Here is a 21372-nt window from a genome sequence, read left to right on the forward strand (position 1 = left end):
TCATGACCTACGCTGAAACGTTGGACTACATGTTCAATGCTTTACCCATGTTCCAACGCATTGGTGCAGCTGCTTTTAAAAAAGATTTGAGTAATACACTAGCACTGTGCAATCACCTTGGTAATCCAGAACAAAAAATTAAGACCATTCATGTAGCAGGCACCAATGGGAAAGGAAGTACTTCCCATATGTTGTCGGCTGTTTTGATGAAGGCGGGGTATAAAGTCGGCCTCTATACCTCACCACATCTCAAATCTTTTACTGAGCGCATCAAAATAGATGGCCTCTGTATTAGTGAGGAGGCAGTAGTTGAGTTTATTGCAGCTAATCGGGAATACTTAGATCAGTTAAAGCCCAGTTTTTTTGAAATGACTGTTGGGATGGCCTTTTGGTATTTTGCCAAAGAACAGGTGGAAATTGCCGTGATAGAAGTTGGTATGGGAGGAAGATTAGACAGTACCAATGTTATTGTTCCTGAAGTCTCCATCATTACCAATATTGGTTTTGACCATATGCAGTTTTTGGGAGATACGCTTCCGCTGATAGCTGTGGAAAAAGCAGGTATAATCAAAAAAAATATTCCTGTGATCATCAGCCACACCCAAGAAGAGCTTGTGCCTGTTTTTCGTGAGCAAGCCCAGGCAAAAGATGCAATGTTGTATTTTGCCCAAGAAAGTTACCATGTAGAGCGATTACCCGAAATACAAGGTCTCGCATCCTACAGGGTGGAAGGTGATGCTAGTTTGGATCTGCATATCCAACTTTTGGGGAATTACCAAGCCAAAAACTTACCGGGAGTGTTCAAGGCCATAGATGTGCTTCAAATGAAAGGATGGACAATTCCCTTGGATGCCATCCAAGAAGGGCTCAAATATGTCATAGATCTGACTGGACTCAAAGGGAGATGGCAGATTTTAACAGAACAACCTCTTGTCATTTGTGATACAGGACATAACGAAGATGGTATTCGAATGATTTTGGAACAATTGAAGCAATATAAGTATCACCAATTATGGATGATATTGGGAATGGTCCATGACAAAGATGTATCCAAAATCCTATCCTTATTGCCCAAAGATGCCTACTATCTTTTCTGTCAAGCTTCCATACCCCGCGCCATGCCTGCAAAAGAATTGGCAAATCTGGCTATCGCCCAAGGTTTACAGGGCCTAGTAATTCCAAATGTGAATGAGGCTATGGAATTTGCCAAGAAAAAGGCAGCTCTAGAGGATTTAATATTCATTGGAGGCAGTACCTTTGTGGTTGCTGAAATTAACGATATCTAACATGAGCAGAAAAAAGCTGCAACGCTTCAAAGAAAACGAGGAAAATTGGAATGTAGTCCAAGAGGGGAAAGAGATCTTTGAAGAGATTAAAGGAAAGTGGAATACTATTCAATTCAAGCAAGCGCAACCATTGACGGTTGAACTAGCCTGTGGAAGAGGGGAGTTTACAGTGGGGTTAGCCAGGCAATATCCCAATCGTAATTTTGTCGGGGTAGATATCAAAGGTGCTCGAATTTGGAAGGGTAGTACGATTGCTTTAGCAGAAGGAATGGAAAATGTTTCATTCTTACGGACGCAGATTCAGCAATTGGAAAAATTTTTTGATCATGAAGAAATCTCCGAGCTTTGGATAACCTTCCCTGATCCTTTTCCAAGAGATGGAGATGAAAAAAGAAGACTGACTTCTCCCAAGTTTTTGGATATGTACAAACCCATGCTGCAAAAGGATGGAATCGTCCATTTTAAAACAGACAATACAGGGCTTTTTGATTATACGCTCGAACTCGTACAAGCAAGAGAAGATATTGAAGTTCTGTTACATACACATGATTTTAATACCTCTCCCTGGAAAGAGGAACATCATGGGATTCAGACGAAGTATGAAAAGATTTTTTCCGAAAAAGGGGAGAAAATCAAATACCTGAAATTTAGATTTTTGTAAAGAAAGCTAACCTAGGGTGCAAGATTTCTGTATATTAGTAAAAAATCTTTGAAACATGGATGCTGGAAATTTAATCTACCTACTTGCTGTTATCATTTACTTTATATACTCGGCGCTTAAAAAAAATAAGCCTGAAATGCCCGAGGAAACAGATTCTAGTAGATCAGATGGCGAACGGCAGCAGCCAGCTTCTTTTGAGGAACTTTTACGGGAAATCAGAAGGGGACAGCAAGAAGCTCAGCGGGATTTAGAACAGACGGGTCAGGGAGAAGTATTAGAAGAACGAAGACCAGAACCAACTAGAAGATCGGAACCCGCTTTCCAGCCAATGCCGCAAACAAGGCAACCGAAAGCTTATCAGGCTTTTCAAGGAGCATTGGATGAAGACTACAAACCTAAGTACAAGACCTTGGACGAACAGGTCCGGATTTCATCTTCTATTCAAGGAATTAAGCCAACAAATGCTACTGCATCTAAATCCAAGAAAAAACAGGTTCATCGATATAGTGACTTACTTCAAAACCCGCGAACTGTCAAAGATGCAGTAGTTCTTTCAGAGATTTTAAAGAGAAAGTTTTAAATTTCACCAAACACATTAAATACTTCTGCTGTTAATAATCCAATTAAAAGACCTTTGTCGTATATCGGATTATGAAAAAAACGCAGGAAATTCAGACAGGAACGCTTTCGGAAGCAAGAAGAGCATTCCTTAAAAAAAGTGGGGCATTTGCAGTGATGTCGGTGTTTGGGGTTGGATTTTTTACAGGTTGTTCGGATGATACCGAACCCGGAGCTCCTCCTGCCCCTACAGGTCAAGGTGTGGAGTTTAGCAACAATGTACTCACTATCGATCTTACCCAAGTTTCACAACTAGCTAGTCCAGGTGGTTGGGCATTGATTACTCAAGCTCGTGTTTTGGTAGCAAATACCGGTAATAATCAGTTTACCGCTTTGACATCTGTTTGTACACATGCAGGATGCGATCGTAGTTGGTCGTTTTCCAATAATGTATTCACTTGTTCATGCCACAATTCAAGATTTAATACTGATGGAACAGTGATAAGCGGATTAGCTAATAGACCCCTTCAAGCATTCCCTATAGCTAGAGATGGAAATATTTTAACCATCCAAGTATCATGAGGTATTTAGTATTTTTTATCCTTTTCTCTTTAATTATTTCCTCAGTTGTAGCTCAGGAATTTAAGGGAGAAAAGGGTGAAATTGTATTTATTTCCCAAGCACCCTTAAGTGAATTTGAGGGAAAATCTCAGTCTCTCAATGGGCTGGTTGATTTTGATAAAAACTTATTAGACTTCTTTATTGACCTTAATACCTTGAAAACCGGGATAGGTTTGAGGGATAGGCACATGCGGGAGAACTATTTGGAAACCAAAAAATTTCCATTTGCAGAATTCACTGGTAAAATGAAAACTGTCCCAAAATTGGAGGCAGGTAAATCACAGAATGTCGTTGCTGTTGGGAAATTTAAAATTCATGGAGTGGAGCGGGAGATTGAAGTTCCAGGGCAGTTGACATTGCAGGGGAATGAATTATTGCTGAAAGCTAGCTTTAAAGTATTGCTTTCTGACCATAATATAGCCATTCCCAAAGTGATGTTTTACGAATTAGCCGAAGAACAAATCGTTAATATTTCCATTCAATTAAAAAAGACAAATTAAGCGTTTATGAAGAAGGTAGCATTGCTTTGGTTGTTGTTAGGGTTAACTTTTCAATCCTATGCTCAATTGGAGAGAAAATTGGCCACGGAAAGTCAGGAAGTCGATCTTATTTTCCATGCACCTCGAAATATTAACCTATTAACCACAGAGCCTGTTGACAAAGGTACCTTGCACTTTGCTATCATGCATACCTTTGGCACCTTGGATGGAGGGATTAGAAATTTGTTTGGAATAGATAATGGCGCCAGCATTCAATTTAGTTTTGAATATGGATTCAATGATAAATTTTCTCTAGGTGCAGCCCGTCAGGGATTAGATAAAATTTATAATCTCTATGGACGTTACCACTTTTTCAAGCAAACCTATGATGATAAAGTGCCTTTTTCCCTTTCTGCTATGGGCGGAGCGGGAGTCAATACTTCCGATTATAGTTTTCTGATTGAAGGAGACCCAAGTTTGGCCAATAGAACCTCCTATGCTTTTCAATTAATGGCAGCAAGACGGTTTTCAGATAAAATTTCCCTTCAGGTATCACCGATGATGGCTTATTTTGTGGATATGAATCCCATTTTCTTTTTAGAAGGAGATCAGAATCTCTATTTGGCCCTTGGATTCAGTGGCAAGTATAAGGTATCAAGCAAGGCTTCTCTTACCTTACAATGGATTCCTAATCTAAATAACGACTTAAGAAACAATGTAGGTTTGGGTATTGATTTAGAGGCTGGCGGACATGTGTTCCAAATGTATTTTGTGACATCTCCTGCGCTCAATGAGCAATATTTGTTAGCCGGTGGTAATGGTGTCCCGGGTGAACAATTTCGCTTGGGATTCAATGTTAATCGCGTTTTCGCAACCAAAAGAAGTAAAGCTACCTGGTAAAACCCTGCAATATTTAAGACATTTGCTGTCAATTATTATTTCTTTTCGCTGAAAAGGGATATCTTTTCGCCATAATTTTAATTTATGGCAAAGGCAAATAGTGTAGAGCAGCAAAAGATTTTGCGTGTTTTTAAACTCATCAATTTATTGAGAGGAAATATCGGTAAGACCGTGCATAAACTTGCCGAGCTCTTACAGACAGATACCCGAACAGTCTATCGATATTTTAGGTTGCTAGAGGCTTTAGGGTTCGAAATAGAAAAGAAATTTGGCAAGTTTAAAATCATCGATAGAGTAGAGGCACCTGACAAGTTTGCCTTTGGCACCTTCAATGATGAAGAAATAAATTTCATGCAAGAGCTATTTTCCAAACATGGGAAAAAGCATTTGTTGAAAGATGCTATCCTCCAAAAAATAACCATAAGATCCGATTTTCATCAATCAGTCAATCAGCTTTTCAATGCCAATTTGGGAGTATTCGTAGATCAATTGGCATCAGCTATCAAGCATGAAAATCAGGTGATTTTGGCAGATTATTATTCCTTAAGCTCAGACTCTGTTTCTGATCGATTAGTCGAACCGGTTGCTTTCAATAAAAATTTTGATTCCGTTTTTGCCTTCGAAATTGAAAGTAAAGAGATGAAGCAGTTTAAGATTGAGCGAATAGGAGAGGTACAGCTTACTTCCAAGTCCTTTATGTATCAGCAATTGCATGAGCGATTGGAGCAAGGTTTGTTTGGATTTACTGGGAAAAATCAATTTGAAGTGGTCTTGAAATTGAGCAAAAAGGCCTATCAGTTGATGATGGAAGAATTCCCTGATGCCAAACCCTTTACCTATACTAAAAACAGAAATCAGTATTATTTTGAAAGTAAAATCCCTCAACTTCCGGGCTTAGCCCGCTTTATACTAGGCTTACCTGGAGAAATTAAGATCATAGAAGGAGAAGAACTTAAGCAGTACATTCAGGAGCAATTAGACAAAGCGAAGTATTTCTAGGTCTACCTTGTACGGAGTACCAAGTACCAAGTACCATGTACCAAGTACCAAGTACACTGCTCGCGATGCACTGTTTGCTTCGACTGCGCTCAGCACAGGCACTGTTCACTACACACTGAACACTGCTCACTTTTCACTACACACTGCTCACTGTTCACTATGCACTGCTCACTAAAACAGCGACGCTTGAACAGCCTTTGGTTTGGAAGCTTGTATGGTACCTCGAAGCATTTCCTGCATGAGTTTGACAAAACCTGGTTTCCAGTTTTCTAGATGGATTTTTAGGTCTTTACCTTCAAAGTCCACCGGACCGGATAAACGCTCAAATCCAATCAACATACTCCAAATTGTATAAAACGTGATTTCAGCCTGTAATTCCGGCCGTATACTACCATCTTTGATTCCTTGGGATACCATTTGAACGCCTAATTTTCCGCAGTCGTGATGAATCTCCAGCAATTTTTGAAAATGTTCACTTTCCAAAATCAGTGGATGGATAGCGCTTCTGGATTCCTCTTTATTATATAGTTGAACCAAATTCATAAAGTTCAGGATAGCTTCATTCAACATCCTGTTTTCAAGCACAAAATTCAAATACTTATCCGTCAGGTCCGTAATCATTTCCATACCTGTGCGACCTTTGACTTTGAAAACTTCTCTGAAAACAGCCCGCAGTTCATCAAAAGCCTTTTTGGTAACTGCCATGTACAGATCTTCTTTATTTTTAAAATAAAAGTAGGTGAGACCTTTGCTGATTTTTGCTTGATTGGCCACGTCTTCCATTTTGGTGGCAGTATATCCCTTGGTGCTGAAAAGCTTGATTGCACCATCTAAAATCAGTTTCTCTTTCTTTTCGCGATCTTTGGTTCCCATAGTATTCGAATGAAGTTCAAAAGTATTAAACTTCATTCAAAAAAAACAGGCTGCTATGGCAGCCTGTTGTAATTCGTTCAGTATGAGAGCAGAAATTTTAATCCAAAATACATGAGGTGAAAACTTTCCATTGATCTTCACTCATAATCCCAGATAAATTCTCAATATATGTTTCTAAACATCCTCTCAAATCTTGAGAAAACTTAAGCTTTTCATCCATAATTTGTTGATGGGCGATTTCTCTTAAAGTCTGAAAACGAGCTCTTGCTTCTTCAGAAGTTAAATCTCCTTTTTCAAAAGCTGCAACCAATCGTTCACGCTGTTGGGACAATTGAGACAATACGTTGCGCACCGCCATTTGGTATTCACGGCTATTTCCATTCCTGCATTGCATAAATTCCATTGTCGAAGACCGAACTCTAGCCATTTGCTGCATCGTCAAGCTAGTTGCCTGAAAACATCTAAGTATGCCCAGATTACCTGAAAGTCTCTCTATATCAGTAGAAGATAACCCATAAATCCCATGCATTCCATCATTTTCAACTCTAAGATCCTCACTTTCCGTACCTCCCAATACATTAAACTGGAAGAACGTATTATGAAGGGACTCAATAAGGGTCTCTCTAGGGTCATTAGGTCTATCATCATCATCATCAAAACCTATCCTACAAGAAGTCAAGGCCCCTACAAAAACAAAGCAACAGACAATTTGAACTAGTAATCTTTTCATTAGCTTTTGGTTTTACACATCTAATGTACTGAAATTAAGAAAGATTGTTGTGAGATTAGGCTATTTTTTACTTAATCTGCACAATATAATAGTTCTTTTTGCCTTTTTGAACCAACAAATACTTATTCTGCAGCAAGCTAAAGGATGGTTTAGCCTGTGGGTCAGAAATTTTTTCCTTGTTCACAGCCACACCACCACCTTGAATCATTTTTCTTGCCTCACCTTTGGAAGGAAAAATGATAAAGTCTGTTTGTTCTGACAAAAGATCCACCAATGAACTACAAGCATCATACGAATCTTTAGAGATTTCAGCTTGAGGAACTCCTTCAAATACCTGTAAAAAGGTACGCTCATCTAAGGTCGCCAAATCCTCCGTAGAAGATTTTCCAAATAGTATCTCAGATGCCTTTAAGGCCATTTCATATTCAGCTTCTCCATGTACCATAATAGTCACTTGTTTGGCAATCTCACGCTGTAAAGCACGAAGGTGAGGAGCTGCCTGATGTTCTTCTTCCAACTTTTCAATGGTAACTTGATCCAGTACTGTGAAAATACGGATATACTTGGCCGCATCTTCATCGGAAATATTCAACCAAAATTGATAGAATTTATAAGGAGATGTTTTTTCAGGGTCCAACCATACAGAACCTGACTCGGTTTTTCCAAATTTGGTACCATCTGCTTTGGTAATCAAGGGGACTGTCAATGCATAGGCAGCACCACCTTCCATTTTTCGAATCAACTCTGTTCCTGTCACAATATTTCCCCACTGATCCGAACCACCTAATTGGATGCTGACATTGGAATTTTTCCACAGATGATAGAAATCGTAACCCTGAATCAATTGGTAGGAAAATTCGGTAAAAGATAGCCCATTTCCATCTTCCAATCTTCTTTTGACAGAATCCTTAGCCATCATGTAATTAACTGTAATGTATTTCCCTACATCACGGATAAATTCCAAAAAGCTAAATTGGGACATCCAATCATAGTTATTTACTAGTTCGGCTTTGTTGGAAGCTCCTTCGGAGAAATTTAAAAATTTGCCTAATTGCTGTTGCAAACAAGCCACATTATGGTCAAGTGTTGCTTTATCCAACAAATTTCTTTCAGCGGATTTGAAACTTGGATCCCCAATCATCCCTGTTGCTCCACCAACCAAAGCATAAGGTTTATGACCGGCACGTTGAAAATGCAGAAGGGTCATCACACCAACCAAATGCCCAATATGTAAAGAATCTGCTGTGGGATCAAAGCCAAGATAAGCAGAAGCCATACCTTTAGCTAAATGTTCCTCAATCTCAGGTGTCATGTCCTGAAGCATCCCTCTCCAGCGTAATTCTTCTATAAAATTGTTCATGTTGAGTACTAAATTTTTGAAAGCGCAAATATAGGCTATGTTAACCAAACATACTTTTCTATGCTTTGAAAATTGAACAAGTTAAATTCGTCCATCCTTTTTAAAACTAACTTGGATTAAGCTAGGAATCTAAATTCCTTAATCGGAAAACATCCTCAGCCGTGTCCACATCAAATGCCCCTTTAGGAAAGGGTATAGTGGCTACATCTTCAGGGTACCTAAAAAAAAGTTTCTTGGCACCCATATCCTTTTGTTGTGAAAGCAATTCTTCAAAGTAATCCCGATGGATAAAAGCAGGCACACCCAAAGTATCGGAATAGGCAGAAGCAACCATTTTCTTTTTACTTGATAAATGTTTGTTAATTAAGCTATTAATTAACTCTTTATCAACAAAAGGTTGATCTGAAACTAACAAGAAAATCCCATCAATGTTGTATTCTTTTAGAAGAGTGGATAAGCCCAAATGCAAGGAAGTTGACATGCCTTCTGACCAAGCCTCATTGATCATATAAGGAAAGGGTGTATCCTGAAATGCCTCAAGGATATTTTCTGCATAAGCACCCAATACTACCAAAAACTGCTCACCTACCAATGGTCTCACAGCTTCAATGGCATGTTGAAGAAGCATTTTACCCCGGTACTCCAACAATTGCTTAGGTTGTCCAAGACGTGAGGATGCACCGGCAGCTAGAATGATGGCTGCGAAATTACTCATGGTCTGCATGAATAGGGCCATCCAAAGCTCTCAAAAATCCAGCTGGTTTCCTTTGCAATACTGCCATTACTTCACTTAGTGCGGATAGTGCTATAGCCTCCGAACCCTCTGCACCAATATGTAGTCCCATTGGTCCGTAAATTCGCTCATGTGGGATGCTTACACCTTGCTTCTCCAAGCGCTCAAAAAGCTTTAATGATTTCTTTTTTGGACCAAGTATTCCAATGTAAGGTAAGGGTAGGGGCAGTAGGCTTTCCAGAAGAGTAGCCTCATATTCAAAATTGTGTGTCATTAAAAGTGCCACTGTATGTGTATCCACTTCAATTCCATGCAATGCCTCAGAGGCTGGCCGAACCCGAACTTCTTTCGCTAAAGGAAATCGTTCGGCGGTTGCGTGGGTTTTTCGCCCATCCGTCACTGTCACTTCCCAACCTAAAATGGCAGCAAACTGAGTAATGGCGATCGTATCATTGCCGGCACCAAACAAGAGAATATGAACAGGAGGGGAAATGGGTTCAATCAAGCAAAAAAGCTCCTCTTCATCAGTTATTTTTATAATAGTAGGTGATTGAATATCAGTGTATTCAATATGATTAGTTAAAAATTGATTGAACCTCTTTAAAAGCTCTTTTGAAGATTGAAAGAGCGATTCTGTTTTGGACAAACAGGCGATCGTTCCTGCTTGATTTTGTGATGTTGGATCTAAGTCAAAAAGCGTTAAAACTATGGCAGTTTCTCTTTTGGAGACTGCTTTTTCAAGCAATTTAATAGGATTGGTGGCATCGTTGAAATCGATTGGCTCTATCAGTACATGAATGATACCATTACAACCCAATCCAACACCAAATTTTTGATCGTCCTCATCGGTAGTATCATACATTACGATGCTGGAGCGCTGTTTGAATATAACCGCTTGGGCTTTCCTTAGCGCATCACCTTCCAAACAACCTCCGGAAATAGCACCTGTTAGTTGGCCATTTTCAGACACTAGCATGCGTGCACCAGGTCTTCTGTAGGCTGAACCTTCTACTTTTACAACGGTTGCTAGAGCACAGGCTTCCTTTCGTGATTCATACAGGTGATACTGTCGGATGATTTCTTTCAATTCTTTCATTGATTCAAAAATAGCGCTATTTAAAACTTAGTTCAATGTTAAATTCATTTTTTGCTGTAGATTTAAGCCAACAATCCAAGATTCATCACATGATCAATCCAAAAATTGCAGAAATAAAGAAATCGTTAAATTATTTAGACGAAAAGGATTTACGAAATTTACTGCTTGATATCATAGGTTTTACGACGGATAATAAACGCTATGCATATTTTAAGCTGCATGAACAGCAAGATGAGAATTTCTTTTTGGTTGAAAGTAAGGAATTCTTAGAAGGAGAATTTGGCAGAGCGTCTATGTCCAATTTTTGGTCAAGTAAGAAATCTCTTCAAAAGCTTCGGAGTACTTTGAATAAACTATTGAAGTTTACGAAGCGGAAAGAGTTTCAATTGGAGTTAATTTTATTTTTCTGTCAGCAAACCAAAGAATATGGTTATTTGGGTTATCGTCATCCGGTTATCCATAATCTGTATAACACACAGCTTCGTAAGGCGGAGAATTTAATCAGTAAGCTACACGAGGATTTGCAATACGATTATCAGATGCAGTTGGAAGAGTTAGCAGTGGATAGTGAGGAGTGAGTAGTGAACAGTGAGCAGTTATTGAGTTTGAAAATACTTGGTACATGGTACTTCGTACGATATAGATGTTATATAATTTACATTATGTTAAATAGAGTTACATTGAAGTCCCTAACATAGATTAACCATAGCCCATTAGCCTATTACAAGACATTGAAATCTTTGAAGCTTCCTTCTTTCTCTATTGGGCTTTTGATGGGCCCGTTACTCTTTCTCGTCATTTTGTTATGGCCTGATTTGTTTGGCATGCCTACCGAGGCTCAGGTGATGCTAGCAGTGACGGCTTGGATTGCCACTTGGTGGATTACAGAAGCAATCCCTATTCCGGCAACTTCTTTATTGCCTTTGGTACTTTTACCGCTTTTAGAAACCTTGCCCATCGCTGATGTCGCCAAAGCATATTCCAATAAAATGGTTTTATTGTATATGGGCGGATTTATGATTGCTGTAACCATAGAAAAATGGAATTTACACAAACGCATAGCGCTTACAATCATTCATTGGATTGGCACGGATTCTAAGAAGATAGTTTTGGGTTTTATGGTTGCAACGGCTTTTTTATCCATGTGGATCTCCAATACAGCCACTTCCCTGATGATGCTTCCTATCGGTATTGCTGTCATCATTCAACTGGATGGAAATGAAGGTAAATTTAGAAAAGGAAGCAGTTTAGGTAAATCATTGATGTTGGGAATCGCTTATGCAGCGTCTATTGGAGGTATAGCAACCCTCATTGGAACACCTACCAACATTATTTTGGCAAGCGTTATCAAAGAGTTGTATGGATTCGAAATTAGCTTTGGGCAATGGATGAGTTATGGATTTCCTGTCGCTTTATTTTTGCTAATCATTTGTTGGTGGTATTTGACCAACCTTGCTTTTCCTGCTGCATCTGGGATGTCCGATTTAAGTGCTGGAAAAATGGAGATTTCCAAGCAATTACAACTTCTTGGGCCACTATCCTATGAAGAAAAACGGGTAGGTTTAGTCTTTTTATTGGTGAGTTTGGCCTGGATCTCTCGTAGTTTTGAAAAGGTCAATGATTTATTGCCCGGGTTGGATGATACGGTCATCGCTTTAGTTGGGGTGTTGATATTATTTGTTCTACCAAGTTCTAAACCAGCAGAGAAATTGTTAGACTGGAAAACAGCTGAGAAAATTCCTTGGGGTATCTTGATCTTATTTGGCGGAGGTTTATCCTTGGCAGAAGGTTTTAAAGTAACCGGACTTGCTGAATGGATTGGAAGTCAGTTTGTATTCTTGGACTTTATGGCCTTTGGCTTATTTTTACTCATCATCGTTCTGGCAGTCAACTTCCTTACAGAGATAACCTCCAATGTTGCCACTGCTTCCATGTTATTACCTATTTTGGCAGCTGTTTCCTTATCCATGGGTGTGCATCCATTTGGATTAATGTTTGGTGCGACTATGGCAGCCAGTTGTGCTTTTATGCTTCCTGTTGCTACCCCCCCCAATGCAGTCGTCTTCGGTTCCGGTTACCTGGAAATCAAGGATATGATGCGTGCAGGTTTTTGGTTAAATATCTTCTCCGTATTGGTTATCGCACTGATTACAAGATATATACTTCCTTTGATTTGGGGCTTGGATTTGTTTGAATATCCATTTTGATCATTCTTCATTCTTCATTCCTAATTCTAAATTCAATTCCCCTTTCATATAAGTCACTGCCATACCTGTAATCAACACGCGGTCATTATGGAGTTCACAGGAAAGCTTCCCTCCCCTTTTGGAAAGTTGCTTTGCTTTAAAACTAGTTTTTTGGGTATTTTGATTCCAAAGTACTGTCAAACTTGTATGGGCTGAACCTGTGACTGGATCTTCGGGAACGCCTACCCGTGGACCAAAGAAACGGGAAACAAAATCTACGGTTTCTCCAGGGGCTGTAACAATCACTCCCCTAGCCTCAATGGCACTAATTAAAGCCATAGAGACATCTAAGTTTTGAATGGTTTTTTCCGAATCAAATACTAGAATAATATCTGTCTTGCCTTTAAAAGCTTGGATTGGCATTTTTGAAAAAGGTTTATATAAATCCTCATTCACAGGGATTTCATCAAGTTCATCAGCTGGAAAATCCAAAGTCATTCCATGTTCTGAACGCTTAACCAACAAAGTCCCCGAATACCTTGAATAAAATTCAATGGTGTCCCTCCCATATCCTAGTTCCTCAAACAACACATGGGCAGCAGACAAGGTTGCATGACCACAAAGCGCTACTTCAGTAGTTGGCGTAAACCAACGTAACTCAAATCCTTCTCCTTGAGGAATATAGAATGCCGTTTCTGAAAGGTTATTTTCTAAAGCGATAGATTGTAATAGCTCGTCTGATGGCCAAACTTGTAGGGGTACTACCGCAGCGGGATTACCTCCGAAAACGGTATCAGTAAATGCATCAATTTGAAAGATTTTCATAAAAATTAACAGTAAACTACTTTATTTTCCTCTAATCTTACTCCTTCTTATCTCCAATAAAAAACTTTTATGAATTAGAAGTTGAGCATTACAAACCCAAGGTTGAAGCCCACAAATGACTGTGCATCCATAGCCTCGCTTCCAAAAGTTTGATAATATTTTGAGGAAACTTTGATTCCTACATAATCACTAATTTTAAACATTGCACCCAGCTCAGGTCTTAATGCAAACTGGGTAGCTGTTTCTCGCTGAACGAAAATCCCCATATCGCTTTGATGAGTCAAAAAACTTAGGCCAGTACCCAAAGAAAGATAAGGTTTAAAGGTACTGTGGTCGCCTATCACAAATATGTAGGAAGGCATGATGGAGGTAGCCGAAACAGCTCTGAATTGATTTCCAGTCACCGTTACTGTACCTGCATTGATGCTCTCATTCATCCGCTTATCCGCAAACCCGTTAGTAACAAGTTCAATTCCAAAACCAGAGTTTTTGGTTTTCATAAAATAAGTTTCAAAACTCACTCCCCTGCCAGTAAAATTGGATGTGAAATTAGCAGTGTTGCCAAGTGGTAAAGCGGGAGCATAATTTATAGCAATGATGGATCCATTTTGCGCTTGTAATCCAAAAGGTCCAGCAATAAGTATGAAAAAGACGAAAATGATGAATAGATTTCTCATGATTACCTGGAGATAGCTGGAGTTTGATTAAATGCTTGATTGATACCTTGAATCGCACGTGATGTATTATCAGAAATGGATTGACTTAATCCCATATTTACAACCCCAACCCAATGAACCGCAAGAGGCGCATTTGAGGTACGGTTTCTATTGTTTACTAATTGCATCAATAAGGTTCCTGTATTAAAGGAATTATTAATCAGCGGGTTAAAATTAGGATACTGGAATCTGATACCTGGCCCCAATTCGGGAAACCACCATGTCCAAAATTGAGAGTCATAATCAAAGAAAATTTCCCTTCCTTCAGTTGTGACACTAGGAAAAAGGATATAGTCAGGCTGGTTTTGGATATTAATTTGAGTAAATCCCCTGGCATTCATATTGTTTCGTATCACATTTAGCAGTTGCTGATTGGCTACAAAATCTATGGTAGGTGGCCGTTCCCCTGGAGTCACCCCTTCTGAATTCAATATAATTATATTTGGAGGCAGCGCATATGTTGTGCCTTGATTGAATTGAAACTCTGGATCGAAGTTGGTGTAAACTACTGCGAGATCACTAATATCATCTGGCCGGTTGCTAGGTAAGCAAGAAACAGAAATCAAGCTGACAAAAACAGCTAGGCTCCAAAAGTTAATCTTCATAATACTGATTTTAAAATTTGCACAAAATAATGGGAATTTATTTTATGTCTTGCACAAATTCTAAAAATATTAGCAAGTCAATTACACTTTTTTAAAATTTAATCTACAGTTACTGTTAAGCATTTCAAATCCTTTTAGTACTGGTAAAAACATGTACGAAGTGGTCTCTATTGAATCAGAGGAAGACTTAGAAAACTCCTAATTTGGTGTTTAAATAATTTTTATAGAAAAGACCCAACTATTAAAAAAATTAATCGTTGGGCCTTTATTAATGAAGACAATTCGACTATTTCTGGTATTTATATTCCTTTGTATCCAAAAAGTAGGTTTTGGACAGCGTGATGTATCTTTTGCATATGAAACATGGTGGGGCGTGATGACCTCCACTCAAATTTCTAACAGACTTGCTATCTGGAATGATGCGCATTTTGTCAATGATCTTTTCTTTATCTATCGCACAGGTCTGACATTTCATAATCTATCGGATAACTTAGTGACCACAGTGGGTTATGGCTATCTGCGATTGGGAGACCCTTTTACTGAAGGACGATTGAGAAGGTCTGAACATAGGCCTTGGATGCAAACCGTGTACAGAGTTCCCTCTACACGAGCATTGAGCACTAGCTTTCGATTTCGATACGATGCACGATTTATTCAAGATTTGGGAACAGAATCCTTGGCAGATGAATTCTCTTTTAACCATCGTTGGCGATTCAACAATTCCCTCAGGTATAACTTTGGAGAACTGATTAGCCCTAATACACGATTTGCAACAGCTTTCTTGAATGAATCGCTTTTTCGAAGTGGACCTGGCACAGGAGGATTTCGATACGAACATCGAACCCACCTGTTAGGTCAATTGACTAAAGCAAACTTCACATACTCTTTAGGCTATGTCATACGGTATATTCCACTCAATGCAGGGACCGTGCGTATTAATCATGGACCGGTATTCTGGTTATCCATTAACTTAAACGCTATGAGGAACCGGAAAACACAAACCTTCGAGGAATTTCCAAGCGACCATATCCATTAAGAGGTTTTCAAAACCCCTTCTTCCAACATTCTCAACAATACGATTTCTGAAAACTCAGAAGAGAACCTCTCCATAGATTTTGGATTCAATGTTCTTGACTGTGCAGACCAAATAAGTAATTCAGAAGCGGTGTCGTATACATTGATTTCAATAAAGTATTTTCTGTCATTGACAATATGCCCAGGAGTCATCATCATCGGATGATTCCATCCCCAGAAACCTCCAAAATTTGCTCCCATTCCCCAAGCTCCTGGACCCATCATCATCGGGCCTCCCATCATCATATTACCTGGAATATAACGCTGTTCATTTTGCACATCAACCAACGAAACAGTCATCACTGCATCTTTATTGTCTTTTCTGATGGCTTGAATCATTTCATTTTTGGTCAAATCCGTACTATTCCAAAAATTAGGCGGAATAACCCGGTTACTCGGTGTGGACTCTATACCCAGCTTGAGCAATTTGTCATGAATATCATCTTCCAAAATTTGTCTCTTGGTAATATCACTGATAACTACAGCGATAAATAGGTTATCATAACCCGAATAATTTTTATCTGGACTAGTCCACGATCTGGTAACCTTAGTGGAAGGAGAACAGGCGGCAAAGCCTAAAATCAACATTGCTAAAATAATCTTTTTCATAGTGCTAATTGAGTAATAAAATAGAATCCAAATATAATCTTATTCGGTACTATTAATACAATTGCTATTATTTATTCTGACAAAAATCTCTTAAACAATATTAAAAATAAGGCTGAAGGCTTATCAATCCCAAAGAGCTCAAAAGAATAAATCCAATTCATTTAGTGATTTTTGCTCCTTCCCTGTAGGAGGCACAAACAAAACATAAAAAAAGCTAATGAATTTCATAGAAAAGTTAAATATAAATTTATGTATCGTTTTGAAACATTAGATTTCAATTACCTGTAAATATCCTCAGTAAGCATCAATAGGTTAATGCTGGAAAAGACCTGACTACCTCGAAATATTATTGGTTTAGCTTCGTTGGTGGTATTTTTGGGTAGTCAGGCACCACATTCTATTTGTTTGGGACTAACAAAACAGGTAAAATCCGACTCTTTGGGTCGGATTTTATTTTTTATCCGTACCAGGCTGTAATCGATAACGGGTTCTGCTTTCCAAAAAATTTAAAAGTAACCGCTCCACCCTATCGTAATCCATATCCAAAAACTGATGGCTGATATTGGCCAAATTGAATTCTATGATCAAATCATCCATATCCTTGTCCGATAGCCTGAATTCCGTTTTTAAAGCCTGCATGACAGAATCGGATTGGATTAATCGCAAATAATCTTCCTGCCTTGCCATAAAGGCTAGCTTTCTGGCATATTCCCGCTTTTGGCGTTCTGACTTCATAAAATAAGATATGGGACCATCAATGGTAAAGCCGGGTGAAAGACCATCATTTCCCGAGACTCCCCTGTAAATTTTCCCCGGTCCTGCAGGTCTATCGCTTAACCCACGCATACTACTTTGATTGCCTGCCCGAAAAGGAATGACAATAGCCTCCCCATATACATCAAATCTAGGAAGCATACGAGCATCCAAGTAAATGTCCGTCAAAATATGGGTATCATTGCCAACCAGTAATTTTTTGGGTATAAAATGCTGCCTAAAAAACAAGAGGCTATCCCCTTTAGAACCCTTCACTTTGAAGTAACCCCGCTCATTGGTCAAACTACTATCCCGATTACTCAAATTGATCACCCACACTTTTTCTAAAAACCCTCGGTCTGTTCCATCGATAACGTTACCGGTAATACTTTGAGCAGCAAGCTGAAAAGCAAACAGTTGTATGCAAAAAAAGACTGCTATGTAGACCAACCGTTTCATGGACGAAAATTACGATGCATCCCTCAATTTTAAAATTATGCTGCGTTAAAAGATATTAAGCCGTAAATTCAACCAACAAAATGAGTGAATTATCAGTCTTGATATAAATAATTGTACCATGAAAAATAAAGCACCCAAAACCTACGAAATCCAAAAATCTGAAGAAGAATGGCAGGAAATACTCGATCCGCACAGTTATCACATCCTTCGGGAAAAGGGAACTGAGCGTCCTTTCACTGGAGCATACACCCTGAATAAGGAAACAGGCATTTATGAATGCAAAGGCTGTGGCAATGAAATTTTTCATTCCAGTGCCAAATATGATAGCGGTTGCGGTTGGCCTTCCTTTACCGAACCTGTTACTCCTGAAGCGATCGATGTACAAATGGACTATTCCCATTTTATGATTCGGGAAGAGATTCTTTGCGGGAAATGTGGTGGCCATTTGGGTCATCGCTTCCCCGATGGACCAAAAGACCGAGGGGGCATTCGTTATTGTATCAATTCTGTCAGCATGGATTTTAAAAAGGAATCCTAGGAATTTGACCAGCGGTCAAGCAATTCAATAAGTTTAGATTAACTTGTAATTTGTATAAACCCACTTAACAGTATGAAAAAACTAGTGCTAAGTGCCCTGCTTCTCCTCTGCATCACCTGGGAAAGCATGGCACAGGGAAGCATGTTGCTTCGAGAGCCAACGATGAGCAAAGATTACATCGTTTTTGTACATGCCAATGACCTATGGAGAGTTAGTAAAAATGGAGGAGAAGCCATCCGACTCACAAGCAATGAAGGGGCTGAAAATCTCCCCCATTTCTCCCCTGATGGTAAACACATTGCTTTTACTGCTCAATACGATGGCAATACGGATGTCTATGTGGTTCCCGTAGAAGGTGGGGAACCCAAGCGACTCACTTGGCATCCTGGTCCTGATTATGCAACGGGATGGACTCCGGATGGTCAACATGTTTTATTTACATCGGCAAGGGAGAATGTTCCAACCAAAGAATCTAAATTCTTCAAAATCTCTAAGGATGGCGGCATGGAGGAATCCTTGATTATTCCAAGAGCGGTAAATGGTCGAATTTCTCCAGATGGCAAACACATCGCGTATCAGCAAATTGCTTTCTGGGACCCAGAATGGCGAAATTACCGAGGTGGTCAAGCTAAACCTATTTGGATCGTGGACATGGAAAGCTATGAGCTTCAAATGACTCCCCAAACAGATAATGAACGTCATACACAACCTATCTGGCATGGAAACAAAGTGTTTTTCCTTTCAGAAAGAGACTTTGCTAACAATATATGGTCCTTTGAACCAAGTTCAGGTACTTTGAAACAAGAAACCTTCCACAAGGATTTTGATGTGAAAAATCTGGATTCCAATGGAGAGGAAATTGTGTACGAGCAAGGAGGATACCTACATATACTCAACCCTTCCACTGGAGCAACAAGACAGTTGAACATTACCATCAAAGGAGATTTCCATTGGGCAAGAGAGCGATGGACAGATGTGACAGGCAGAGGCTTGATGAATGCCTCCCTATCTCCTACCGGACAACGGGCAGTTTTTGAATACAGAGGAGAAATCATTACTGTTCCCAAAGAGAAAGGAGATGCGCGTAACCTTACCAATTCTTCCAAATCTGCGGAAAGGGCACCTGTTTGGTCTCCGGATGGGCAAAAAATCGCCTGGTTTTCAGATGTCAGCGGAGAATATCAATTGATCATTAGTAATCAAGAAGGCGTTCAAACAAAAACCATCAAACTCCCAAAAAGCACTTTCTTTTTCAAACCTGATTGGTCTTCTGATAATAAACACATCGCTTTTACGGATACCGATTACAATATTTGGATTGTCAATATAGAAACCGGTACGGCAAAAATAGCCGATACCGATCGCTTTGCGCATCCTAACCGAAGCATGAATCCAATTTGGTCACCTGATGGTAAGTGGATTGCTTATGCCCGTTTGTTGGACAATCAATTCAAAGCCATTTTTGCCTATGAAGTAAGCAGCGGTAAAAAAATTCAGATTACCGATAGCATGGCCGATGCCATTTCTCCCGTCTGGGATGCCAATGGGCAATACTTGTATTTCTTGGCCTCTACCAATTTCGGATTAAATACTGGCTGGTTGGATATGTCGAGTTATGACAGACCCGTGACAAGAAATTTGTATGCAGCAGTACTTTCTAAAAATGGAAAATCTCCATTCTTACCCGAAAGCAATGAAGAAGAAAGCAAAAAAGAAGAAAAGAAAGAGTCTTCCAATGCAGTCAGTATTGATGAGGAAGGCTTGCTTCAACGAATCATTGCAGTAGACATACCTGCGCGTGATTACACTGCCTTGGTAGCAGGGCCTGAAAACTATGTCTTCTACATGGAAAACGTCCCGAATCAATCCGGTGTAACCTTGCACCGCTACAACTTCAAAGAGCGGAAATCAGACGTACACATGAGTGGTGTTTCCACTGCTACCGTGTCTCATGACAGAAAATCCTTATTGTACCAAGCAAATGGGAATTGGGGAATTGTAGAGACCACGGGCGGTGGTAAAAAACCGGGTGATGGAAGCTTAAAAGCATTAAATGGATTCAAAATCAAAGTAAACCCACGGGAAGAATGGGAACAAATCTACCGGGAAGGATGGCGCTATCAGCGGGACTTCTTGTATGTGGACAATGTTCACGGAGCCCCTTGGGATGAGATTTATGAGTGGTACAAACCATGGGTCGCCCATGTCAAGCACCGCTCGGATATGAATTATGTAATCGATATCCTAGGTGGTGAAGTGGCTGTAGGACATAGCTATACCTCTGGCGGTGATTTCCCGCAAGTGAAATCTGTGAATATAGGTTTACTGGGGGCTGATGTAAGCATTTCCAATGGAAAGTATCAAATCCAAAAAATCTACAATGGTGAAAATTGGAATCCAACGCTCCAAGCTCCTTTGGCTGTGCCTGGAATTGATGTGAAGGAGGGTGATTTTATTTTAGCCGTCAATGGAGTTACGCTTGATCCAACAGTCAACTTCTTCAGCTACTTCGAAAACACCGCAGGAAAGCAAGTGAAATTGACCTTGGCTTCCAATGCTAGCGGAACAAATCCTCGTACAGTAACGGTAGTGCCTGTGGCCAATGAAAGCCAACTTCGCATGATGGATTGGGTGGAAGGTAACCGAAGAAAGGTAGATGAGCTTTCCAAAGGTCAATTGGCCTATGTGTATGTTCCTAATACTGGCCAGGGTGGTTACACTTATTTCAACCGATACTATTTTGCGCAGCAGGATAAAAAAGGTGCCGTTATCGACGAACGGAATAATGGCGGAGGTTCGGCGGCGGACTATATGGTAGATATCATGGCAAGAGAACTGCATGGCTACTTTAATAGCCGTGCGAACGATAGAAGACCATTCACCACACCGATGTCAGGCATTTGGGGACCAAAAGTCATGTTGATCAATGAGCGTGCGGGTTCAGGTGGTGACCTACTCCCCTATTTGTTTAGCAAAATGAAGATTGGTCCATTAATCGGTACCCAAACTTGGGGAGGATTGGTCGGAACTTGGGATACCCCTTCCTTTATTGATGGAGGAAGAATGGTCGCTCCTCGAGGAGGATTCTTTGATGTAGATGGAGAATGGGCAGTAGAGGCCGTTGGGGTAAAGCCTGACATTCCAGTGGAACAAACGCCTTTGGATGTCATTAACGGCCGCGATCCTCAATTAGAACGTGCGGTTGAAGAGGCACTGAAATTGATGGAAACTCAGGGAGTCGAATTAAAACCAGAGCCAAAAGCACCTATTCGCTACTTCAGACCGGCGAAGGATAATTGATACGATTTCAA

The 21372-nt window shown here is 39.8% G+C and carries 22 protein-coding genes; 12 read left to right on the plus strand and 10 right to left on the minus strand.

Features of this window, described 5'->3' with window-relative positions; translation table 11 throughout:
* Positions 1–2: 2 nt before the first annotated feature.
* The 7 genes from ACXIUD_RS05155 to ACXIUD_RS05185 all read left to right on the plus strand — a co-directional run bounded on the left by ACXIUD_RS05155 (position 3) and on the right by ACXIUD_RS05185 (position 5504).
* A complete protein-coding gene (locus ACXIUD_RS05155; RefSeq protein ID WP_458051552.1) occupies positions 3–1286 on the plus strand; it encodes a bifunctional folylpolyglutamate synthase/dihydrofolate synthase in 1284 nt (427 codons plus the stop codon).
* Position 1287: 1 nt separating this feature from the next.
* Complete coding sequence (gene trmB, locus ACXIUD_RS05160) at positions 1288–1947, plus strand: tRNA (guanosine(46)-N7)-methyltransferase TrmB (protein WP_458051553.1); 660 nt, start codon at positions 1288–1290, stop codon at positions 1945–1947.
* 55 nt (positions 1948–2002) lie between these two features.
* Positions 2003–2527: a hypothetical protein gene (locus tag ACXIUD_RS05165; protein WP_458051554.1), complete on the plus strand. Its 525-nt coding sequence runs from the start codon at positions 2003–2005 to the stop codon at positions 2525–2527.
* Positions 2528–2598: 71 nt separating this feature from the next.
* Positions 2599–3087 (plus strand): QcrA and Rieske domain-containing protein, encoded by a 489-nt coding sequence (locus ACXIUD_RS05170; RefSeq protein WP_458051555.1) that lies wholly within the window; start codon positions 2599–2601, stop codon positions 3085–3087.
* Positions 3084–3626 (plus strand): YceI family protein, encoded by a 543-nt coding sequence (locus tag ACXIUD_RS05175; protein WP_458051556.1) that lies wholly within the window; start codon positions 3084–3086, stop codon positions 3624–3626. Before ACXIUD_RS05170 ends, ACXIUD_RS05175 begins: the two co-directional genes overlap by 4 nt.
* A gap of 6 nt (positions 3627–3632) precedes the next feature.
* On the plus strand, positions 3633–4505 hold the full coding sequence (locus ACXIUD_RS05180) for a DUF5777 family beta-barrel protein (RefSeq protein ID WP_458051557.1): 873 nt from the start codon (positions 3633–3635) through the stop codon (positions 4503–4505).
* 84 nt (positions 4506–4589) lie between these two features.
* Entirely contained in the window at positions 4590–5504 is a 915-nt protein-coding gene (locus ACXIUD_RS05185) for a helix-turn-helix transcriptional regulator (RefSeq protein ID WP_458051558.1), read from the plus strand.
* A gap of 171 nt (positions 5505–5675) precedes the next feature.
* On the opposite strand, the gene ACXIUD_RS05190 is transcribed toward ACXIUD_RS05185, so the two are convergent.
* The 5 genes from ACXIUD_RS05190 to ACXIUD_RS05210 all read right to left on the minus strand — a co-directional run bounded on the left by ACXIUD_RS05190 (position 5676) and on the right by ACXIUD_RS05210 (position 10296).
* Positions 5676–6377, minus strand: coding sequence for a TetR/AcrR family transcriptional regulator (locus ACXIUD_RS05190; protein ID WP_458051559.1), 702 nt, complete (start codon positions 6375–6377; stop codon positions 5676–5678).
* Positions 6378–6474: 97 nt separating this feature from the next.
* Positions 6475–7107 carry a hypothetical protein gene (locus ACXIUD_RS05195; RefSeq protein ID WP_458051560.1) on the minus strand — a complete coding sequence of 211 codons (633 nt, stop codon included), beginning with the start codon at positions 7105–7107 and terminating at the stop codon, positions 6475–6477.
* A gap of 67 nt (positions 7108–7174) precedes the next feature.
* A complete protein-coding gene (gene tyrS / locus ACXIUD_RS05200) occupies positions 7175–8467 on the minus strand; it encodes a tyrosine--tRNA ligase (RefSeq protein ID WP_458051561.1) in 1293 nt (430 codons plus the stop codon).
* 121 nt (positions 8468–8588) lie between these two features.
* Positions 8589–9182, minus strand: coding sequence for a nucleotidyltransferase family protein (locus ACXIUD_RS05205; protein WP_458051562.1), 594 nt, complete (start codon positions 9180–9182; stop codon positions 8589–8591).
* Positions 9175–10296, minus strand: coding sequence for an XdhC family protein (locus tag ACXIUD_RS05210; protein ID WP_458051563.1), 1122 nt, complete (start codon positions 10294–10296; stop codon positions 9175–9177). The genes ACXIUD_RS05205 and ACXIUD_RS05210 overlap by 8 nt, the downstream gene beginning before the upstream one ends.
* A 35-nt stretch (positions 10297–10331) precedes the next feature.
* Here ACXIUD_RS05210 and ACXIUD_RS05215 point away from each other — a divergent pair, with 35 nt between their 5' ends.
* Positions 10332–10874: a hypothetical protein gene (locus tag ACXIUD_RS05215; RefSeq protein WP_458051564.1), complete on the plus strand. Its 543-nt coding sequence runs from the start codon at positions 10332–10334 to the stop codon at positions 10872–10874.
* Between the two features lie 195 nt (positions 10875–11069).
* On the plus strand, positions 11070–12503 hold the full coding sequence (locus ACXIUD_RS05220; RefSeq protein WP_458051654.1) for an SLC13 family permease: 1434 nt from the start codon (positions 11070–11072) through the stop codon (positions 12501–12503).
* Here ACXIUD_RS05220 and ACXIUD_RS05225 read toward each other — a convergent pair whose 3' ends face one another.
* The 3 genes from ACXIUD_RS05225 to ACXIUD_RS05235 form a co-directional block, all read right to left on the minus strand.
* On the minus strand, positions 12504–13307 hold the full coding sequence (locus tag ACXIUD_RS05225; protein ID WP_458051565.1) for a PhzF family phenazine biosynthesis protein: 804 nt from the start codon (positions 13305–13307) through the stop codon (positions 12504–12506).
* 74 nt (positions 13308–13381) lie between these two features.
* Positions 13382–13984, minus strand: coding sequence for a hypothetical protein (locus tag ACXIUD_RS05230; protein ID WP_458051566.1), 603 nt, complete (start codon positions 13982–13984; stop codon positions 13382–13384).
* Between the two features lie 2 nt (positions 13985–13986).
* On the minus strand, positions 13987–14628 hold the full coding sequence (locus tag ACXIUD_RS05235; protein WP_458051567.1) for a DUF4136 domain-containing protein: 642 nt from the start codon (positions 14626–14628) through the stop codon (positions 13987–13989).
* A gap of 271 nt (positions 14629–14899) precedes the next feature.
* Between ACXIUD_RS05235 and ACXIUD_RS05240 the strand changes: the two genes are divergently transcribed.
* The gene (locus ACXIUD_RS05240) at positions 14900–15664 is read left to right on the plus strand and encodes a DUF2490 domain-containing protein (RefSeq protein ID WP_458051568.1); all 765 of its coding nucleotides are present in this window, start codon (positions 14900–14902) and stop codon (positions 15662–15664) included.
* Here the strand turns inward: ACXIUD_RS05240 and ACXIUD_RS05245 are convergent.
* The gene (locus ACXIUD_RS05245) at positions 15661–16311 is read right to left on the minus strand and encodes a hypothetical protein (protein WP_458051569.1); all 651 of its coding nucleotides are present in this window, start codon (positions 16309–16311) and stop codon (positions 15661–15663) included. The genes ACXIUD_RS05240 and ACXIUD_RS05245 overlap by 4 nt on opposite strands.
* A gap of 450 nt (positions 16312–16761) precedes the next feature.
* Positions 16762–17523, minus strand: coding sequence for a hypothetical protein (locus ACXIUD_RS05250; protein ID WP_458051570.1), 762 nt, complete (start codon positions 17521–17523; stop codon positions 16762–16764).
* Between the two features lie 118 nt (positions 17524–17641).
* On the opposite strand from ACXIUD_RS05250, the gene msrB reads away from it, so the two are divergent.
* Together msrB and ACXIUD_RS05260 are read left to right on the plus strand one after the other, a co-directional pair.
* Positions 17642–18061, plus strand: a complete 420-nt coding sequence (msrB, locus tag ACXIUD_RS05255; RefSeq protein WP_458051571.1) for a peptide-methionine (R)-S-oxide reductase MsrB — start codon at positions 17642–17644, stop codon at positions 18059–18061.
* A 72-nt stretch (positions 18062–18133) separates the two neighbouring features.
* Complete coding sequence (locus ACXIUD_RS05260; protein WP_458051572.1) at positions 18134–21361, plus strand: S41 family peptidase; 3228 nt, start codon at positions 18134–18136, stop codon at positions 21359–21361.
* Positions 21362–21372: the final 11 nt, after the last annotated feature.

This window comes from Mongoliitalea sp. (genome assembly GCF_054166905.1).